This is a genomic window from Streptomyces sp., assembly GCF_031178505.1.
Taxonomy (GTDB): domain Bacteria; phylum Actinomycetota; class Actinomycetes; order Streptomycetales; family Streptomycetaceae; genus Streptomyces; species Streptomyces gulbargensis.
On record NZ_JAPSIW010000406.1, the window covers coordinates 1 to 6,336 of the forward strand.

Annotated in this window: 5 protein-coding genes; all 5 read right to left on the reverse strand. The window is 76.5% G+C overall.

The window, feature by feature from the left end:
* Positions 1–2,181, reverse strand: a 2,181-nt coding sequence (locus RIF68_RS23535) for a condensation domain-containing protein (protein WP_309053282.1), incomplete at its 3' end; no start/stop codon positions are given.
* 74 nt (positions 2,182–2,255) lie between these two features.
* Positions 2,256–4,139: an amino acid adenylation domain-containing protein gene (locus tag RIF68_RS23540; protein ID WP_309053283.1), complete on the reverse strand. Its 1,884-nt coding sequence runs from the start codon at positions 4,137–4,139 to the stop codon at positions 2,256–2,258.
* An 8-nt stretch (positions 4,140–4,147) separates the two neighbouring features.
* Positions 4,148–5,200, reverse strand: coding sequence for a TauD/TfdA family dioxygenase (locus RIF68_RS23545; protein WP_309053284.1), 1,053 nt, complete (start codon positions 5,198–5,200; stop codon positions 4,148–4,150).
* 68 nt (positions 5,201–5,268) lie between these two features.
* The gene (locus RIF68_RS23550; protein WP_309053285.1) at positions 5,269–6,069 is read right to left on the reverse strand and encodes an alpha/beta fold hydrolase; all 801 of its coding nucleotides are present in this window, start codon (positions 6,067–6,069) and stop codon (positions 5,269–5,271) included.
* A partial coding sequence (locus RIF68_RS23555) for an acyl carrier protein (protein ID WP_309053286.1) occupies positions 6,066–6,336 on the reverse strand: 271 nt, incomplete at its 5' end. The genes RIF68_RS23555 and RIF68_RS23550, both read right to left, overlap by 4 nt.

Genomic DNA, 6,336 nt, shown 5'->3' on the forward strand with positions numbered 1-6,336 from the left:
CCCGGTGGAACCCGGAGACCCGGCCCTGCCGGTCGGGGCGGCCGGCCCCGTGGCCCCGGTGGCGGCCGTCGGGCCGGCCGTTCCGGTCGTCGCCCCGGTGTCGGTGACGAGCGTGGCCCGGAAGGGCGGCTCCGCGGCGAGGTCGAAGACGTACCCCGCCGCCGCGTCGACCGCCGCCCGTACCGCCTCCGCTCCCCCGGCGCGTACCAGGTCGAGGACGGGCGCCCGGTCCTCGTCCAGGACGACCTGGTACGGCTCGCCGTCCGCCGAGCGGTGGACGGTGCGCAGCACCTCGTGCCGGCGGGAGACGTCGGCGAGCGCGGCGGCCAGGACGGCCGGGTCGAGGGGCCGGCGGAGCCGGATGACGACCGGGATGTTGTAGGTGGCGCCGGGTCCTTCGAGCCGGTCCACGAACCACAGGCGCCGCTGCGCGGCGGAGAGCGGGAGCCGGGCCGGGCGGAGGGCGGCGGGCACGGGGCGGAGCACGGGCCGCGCGGCTCCTGCGCCCCGCTCGTCGAGGCGGCGCAGCAGCTGCCGGGGGGTCGGGGCGAGGAAGACGTCGCGGATGGCGGCCTGGAGGCCGAGCGCCGCGCGCACCCGGTTCGTCAGCTTCCCCGCGAGCAGCGAATGGCCGCCCAGCTTGAAGAAGTTGTCGTCGGTCAGGACGTCGTCGCGGTCGAGCACCGCGGCGAAGAGGCCCCGGAGGATCTCCTCGCGGGGGTCGGCGGCGGGCGTGCCGCCCGGCCGGCCGCCGCCGGACGCTCCGGCGGCGGCGCGCGCCTTCTCCGCCTCGGCGCGGGCCGCGGCGAGGGCCTCGTGGCGGCGGTCGAGCGCGCGCCGCTCCTCGTCCGTGGCCGGGGCGGCCGCGCTCACGGGCGTGTCACCGGGGTACCGGGCGAAGGCCGTGAGGGCGCGGCGGAAGAGGCCGAGGAGGAGGCGGGCGGTGTCCTCGTCGTACAGGTCGGTCGCGTACTGCAGGGCGAGGAGCAGCCCGCCGGGTTCGCCGCCGGTGCCGGTCCGCTCCTGGCAGTGGAAGCTCAGGTCGAACTTGGCGGTGGCGAGGTCGGTGTCGGCGGGCACGGCCGGGATGCCGCCGATCTCCGTCCGCGTCTCCTGCCGGGCCCCGGTGGCGAGCATGACCTGGAAGAACGGGTGGCGGCCGAGGGAGCGTTCGGGGTTGAGGTCCTCCACGAGGAGGTCGAACGGCAGGTCCTCGTGGGCGAAGGCCGCCAGGTCCGCCTCCCGCACCCGGCGGACGAGCCCGGCGAGGGTGGGCTCCCCGGAGAGGTCGGTGCGCAGGGCGAGCGTGTTGACGAAGAAACCGACCAGGTCGTGGAGCGCCTCCTCGGGCCGCCCGGCGACGGGGGTGCCCACCACGAGGTCGGGGCCCGCGCCGGCCGCGCGCAGCGCGAGCGCCAGCGCGGCCCGTACGACCATGAAGAACGTGGCCCGTTCGGCGCGCGCCACCGCGGTCAGCGCCCGGTGGGTCGCCGCGTCCAGTTCGTCGGTGACGCTCGCGCCCCGGTGGGTCGGTTCGGTGGGCCGGGGCCGGTCGGCGGGCAGCCGGGTCTCGGCCGGGATGCCGTCGAGGGCCGCACGCCAGTGGGCGAGCTGCTCGTGGGCGGTGCTCCCGGGGTCCCGCGGGTCGCCGAGCATGTCCCGCTGCCACAGCGCGTAGTCGGCGTACTGGACGGGCAGCGGCTCCCAGTGAGGGGTCCGGCCGACGGCCCGGGCGCGGCAGGCGGTGTCGAGGTCGCGCAGGAGGAGCCCGGCGGACCAGCCGTCGGTGGCGATGTGGTGGACGGCCAGGACGAGGACGGCCGGGTCCTCGCCGGGAGTGGTGAAGAGGGCGGCGCGCAGCGGGAGTTCGCGGGTGATGTCGATCGGCCGGCGGGCGAACTCCGCCGCCCGCTCGTCCGTCTCCCCGGCCGCGCACTCCACCGTTCGCAGGCGCACGTCGGGATCGGTGACGACGCGCTGGTACGGCTCCCCGTCCACCGCCGGGTACACGGTGCGCAGCACCTCGTGCCGCTCCACCACGTCCCGTACCGCGGCCTCCAGGACGGCCGGGTCCGGCCGCGTCGCCAGCCGGAGCACCACGGGCGCGTTGTAGGCCGGGGAGGAGCCCTCCAGCCGGTTCAGGAACCACAGACGCCGCTGGGCGTAGGACAGGGGGATCACGGGTGCTGCCTCTCGTGAGTGGCGGGGCGGGTGGGTGGGGCCGGTGGCGGGGACCGCCCCGGTGCGGCCGGCGGTCAGGCGTCCCGCGCGGCCGTCAGCTCCTCGATGCGGGCGGCGAGGTCGCGGAGCCGGGGGTGGGCGTAGACGGCCTTGACGGGCAGGGCGACGGAGAGTTCGGCGCGGACCCGGGAGACCAGCTTGATGGCGAGGAGGGAGTGTCCCCCGAGTTTGAAGAAGTTGTCGTCGGGGCCGATGGAGTCGGCGCCCAGGACCTGCGTCCAGACACGGGCGATGAGTTCCTCGGCGGGCCCGCGCAGACCGGTGTCGCCGGTGGGGGCGGCGGCGCCCCCGGCCGCCGCCGGGGTGTCGGCGCGGGTGGGCAGGGCGGAGCGGTCGAGCTTGCCGCTGGGGGTGGTGGCGAAGCGGTCCACCGCGACGAAGGCCGAGGGCAGCATGTAGGCGGGCAGGGTGGCGGCGAGGGCGGTGCGCAGGGCTCCGGCGTCGCCGCCGCGGTGGTAGGCGAGGAGGGCGGGGCCGCCGCCGGCGTCCTCGCCGAGGATCACGGCGGCCTCGGCGACGCCGTCCTGCCGGGTGAGGACCGCCTCGATCTCGGGGAGTTCGATGCGGTGGCCGCGCAGTTTGATCTGTCCGTCGGCGCGGCCGAGGTGGACGAGCCGGCCGTCCGGCAGGAGGCGGCAGCGGTCGCCGGTGCGGTACATGCGGGAGCCGGCGGCGCCGGCCGGGTCGGCGACGAAGCGCTCGGCGGTGAGGGCGGGCCGGTTGCGGTAGCCGCGGCCCACGCGCGGGCCCGCCAGGTACAGTTCGCCGGCCTCGCCGGGGCTCACGGGGGCGAGGTCCTCGCCGAGGAGCCGCATCCGCAGGCCGGGCAGGACGGTGCCGATGTGCGGCTCGCCGGGCCGGTCGATCCAGCCGGCGGTGGCGTCGACGGTGCACTCGGTCGGTCCGTACACGTTGAGGGCGCGCAGGGTCCCGGCGCCGTGGGCGGCGGCGAGCCGGTCCCAGAGGGCGGGGCTGATGGCCTCGCCGCCGACGAGCAGGGTCAGCGGGCGGGGGCCGCCGGCGGGGGTGAGGAGGTCGAGGAGGGGGTCGGCGTGCGAGGGGGTGATGTCGAGGTCGGTGAGTGCCTGGGCGTCGACGAACGCGGCGAGGAGCGCCGGGTCGCGGCGGGTCTCCTCGTCGATCATGACGAGGGTGTCGCCGCGGCAGAGTCGTACCCACTGCTGCACGGAGGCGTCGAAGGACGGTGAGGCGTTCCAGCCGACGCGGCGGGCCTCGCCGGCGGCGGCACCGGCCCGCTCCAGTTCGGCGAGGAGGAGGGAGGCGGCGGCCCGGCCGATCTCGACGCCCTTGGGGCGGCCGGTGGAGCCGGAGGTGTAGATGACGTAGGCGAGGGTGTCGGCCGTGACGGGGGCCGGGCGGTACGGGACGGGGCCGGCGGCCTCGGCGGTGACGGGTGCGGTCAGCTCGGCGAGCGTGACGGTACGGATCCCGGGGGCGGGCGGGAGGTCGCCCGCGCCGTCCGTGACGACCAGGTCGGCGCCGGAGTCCTCCAGCAGGTAGCGGCGGCGTTCGGCGGGCAGGGCCGGGTCGACGGGCAGGTAGGCGGCGCCGGCGGTGAGCGTGCCGATGAGCGCGGTGACGAGCCCGGCGCCGCGGGGCAGGCAGAGCGCGACGACGCTCTCGGGTCCGGCGCCGAGGGAGGTGAGCCGGGCGGCGACGCCGGCGGCTTCGGCGCGCAGCTCGTCGAAGGTGAGGTCGCGGTCGGCGGCGACCACGGCCGTCCGTCCGCCGGGGGCGGTGGCGAGCCGGGCGAGGAGGTCGGCGTGGCCGGTGCCCGTGGCGCAGGCGGCGCAGGCGCAGCCCGGGGCGGCGGAGCCGGTGCCGGCTCCGGGCGCGGGGAGGGTGGCGGTGGCGGGTTCGGGGAGGACGGCGGTCATGGCGCGGCTCACATTCCGTACGGGGTGGCGGAGGGGGCGACGGTGGGGGCGCAGTCGGACAGCGGCACGGGCTCGCCCATGGCGACGAGGATCTTGCGGGCGCCGGTGTACGACTCGCGTCCGTGGGCGCAGAGGATGTTGTCCACGAGCATCAGGTCGCCGGCCTGCCAGCTCTCGCGCACGGTCACGGCCTGGTAGGCGTCGTTGACGGCGTCGACCTCGGCGTCGGTGAGGACGGTGCCGTCGCCGAGCCGGGTGTCGAAGGGCAGGCCGTCGGCGCCGAAGGTCTCGGTGAGGACCTCGCGGACGTCCTCGTCCAGGCTGCGGGCGTTCCAGAAGGCGAAGTGGTTGAACCACACCCGCTCGCCGGTGACCGGGTGGGTGACGACGGCGGAGCGGAGCTGGCGGGTCCGCAGGGTGTCCTCGTCCAGCCACTCGTAGCCGATGGAGTGCGCGTCGCAGTACTCCTCGGCACCCGCCGGCGCGTCCGAGGAGAACGCCTTGCGCCACGGCATGCCCGCGAGGTCGGAGTAGTTGCGGACAAGGAGCCAGCCGGCCTTCTCGAAGCGGGCGACGAGCTCGGGCGGCAGCAGGGCGAGCGCCCGGCGCATGTCGCCGACGGTGGTGGCGCCGCCGGTCTCGGGGGCGGTGACGCAGCCGAACAGCAGCACGCCGGGGAAGTCGAGGGTGTAGCTGTTCTCGTTGTGGAGGCGGATCGGCTGGGCGGCCGGCAGGTCGGTGGAGGAGAAGACGCCCTCGCCGAAGTCGGTGCGCGGGGTGGCCTTCTCCTTGTAGCCGGCGCGTTCGGCGATGAGCGCGTCGCGGGCCTCGGCGAAGGTGGCGGCGTCCGTGACGGGCAGGCCGCGCAGCATGACCGCCCCGGAGCGGTGGAGTTCGGCCTGGATCGCCGGGCGGTGCGCGGTCAGCCAGGCGGTGGCCTCGGACATGGTGGCGAAGCGGGGCACCTGGACGACGGCGGGCTTGCCGGGCTCACGGACGACGGCGAGTCCGTCGGTGGCGGGGGCCTGGGCCGTGGCCGGGTGGGGAGCGAAGGTGGTCATGGCGGGTTCCTCGTCTTCGGTGGGAGGAGGGGCGGTGGGCAGGGGGCGGGGGCGGGGGCGGGCCGCGCTCAGGCGGTGGCGGCCCGGGTGGGGGCGCGGAACGCTTCGAGGACCGGGTTCAGGCGGGCGAAGAAGCCGGGGAGGTCCTGCTGGAAGTAGAAGTGGTCGCCGGGAAGGACCTCGGGGGTCACCTCGTGCCCGGCCACCAGGGCCCAGCCGCCGAGCATGCCGACCGGGACGATCGGGTCGGCGTCACCGCCGAGGACGGCGACCGGGCAGTCGAGCCGCACGTCGGGGGCGGTGCAGCGGTAGGCGTCGTCGATGGCGAAGTCGGCGCGGATGGACGGCAGGACGATCTCGCGGAGTTCCGGGTCGTCGAGGATGCCGTCGTCGGTGCCGCCGCGCTCCTTGATGGCGGCGACCAGCTCGTCGTCGTCCAGCCGTTCGGGGTGCACCGGGGCCTGGTTGGGCAGGACGGGCGCCCGGCAGGCGGAGGCGACGAGTCCGTACGGGGTGCGGCCGGCGGCCTGGAGGGCCCTGGTCACTTCGAAGGCGACGAGGGAGCCCATGCTGTGCCCGAGTACGACCAGGGGGCCCGCGTCGGCCGGCAGGGCGTCGACCACGGGCAGCGCCAGGTCGTCCACGGAGCCGGGCAGGTCCTCGGAGAAGCGGGCGCCCCGGCCCGGGTACTGCCCGATGAGCAGGCGGACGTCGGCGGGCAGGTGTTCGCGCCAGGCGCTGTACGCGTGGGCGTTGCCGCCGGCGTGCGGCAGGACGAGCAGCGAGAGGCGGTGGGGGCCGTCGCCGGGCAGGTCCCAGACGACGTCCTCGGGGGCGGGCGTGAAGGAGGAGCCGGAGGTGGCGCTCATGAGCTGATCCGATCTGTCTCGGTACGGCGGCGGAGGGCCGGGCGGGCCTTCCGGGGCGCCGGAGCGTTGGTGAGGGTGTCGATGTGCGCGGCGAGCCGGGCGGGGGTGGGGTGCTGGAAGACGTCGCGCACGGTGAGGCGGACGTCGAGTGCGGCGGCGATGTGGTTGGTGAGGCGGGCGGCGAGGAGGGAGTGGCCGCCGAGGGCGAAGAAGTCGTCGTCGATGGTGAGTTCGGTGCCGGCGGGGGTGTCGAGGGTGCGGGCGAGG

What these genes read in the sequence shown, in the direction of transcription:
- RIF68_RS23550 (WP_309053285.1), bottom strand. Translation starts at nt 6,069, where the DNA reads ATGAGCGCCACCTCCGGCTCCTCCTTCACGCCCGCCCCCGAGGACGTC.
- RIF68_RS23540 (WP_309053283.1), bottom strand. Translation starts at nt 4,139, where the DNA reads ATGACCGCCGTCCTCCCCGAACCCGCCACCGCCACCCTCCCCGCGCCC.
- RIF68_RS23545 (WP_309053284.1), bottom strand. Translation starts at nt 5,200, where the DNA reads ATGACCACCTTCGCTCCCCACCCGGCCACGGCCCAGGCCCCCGCCACC.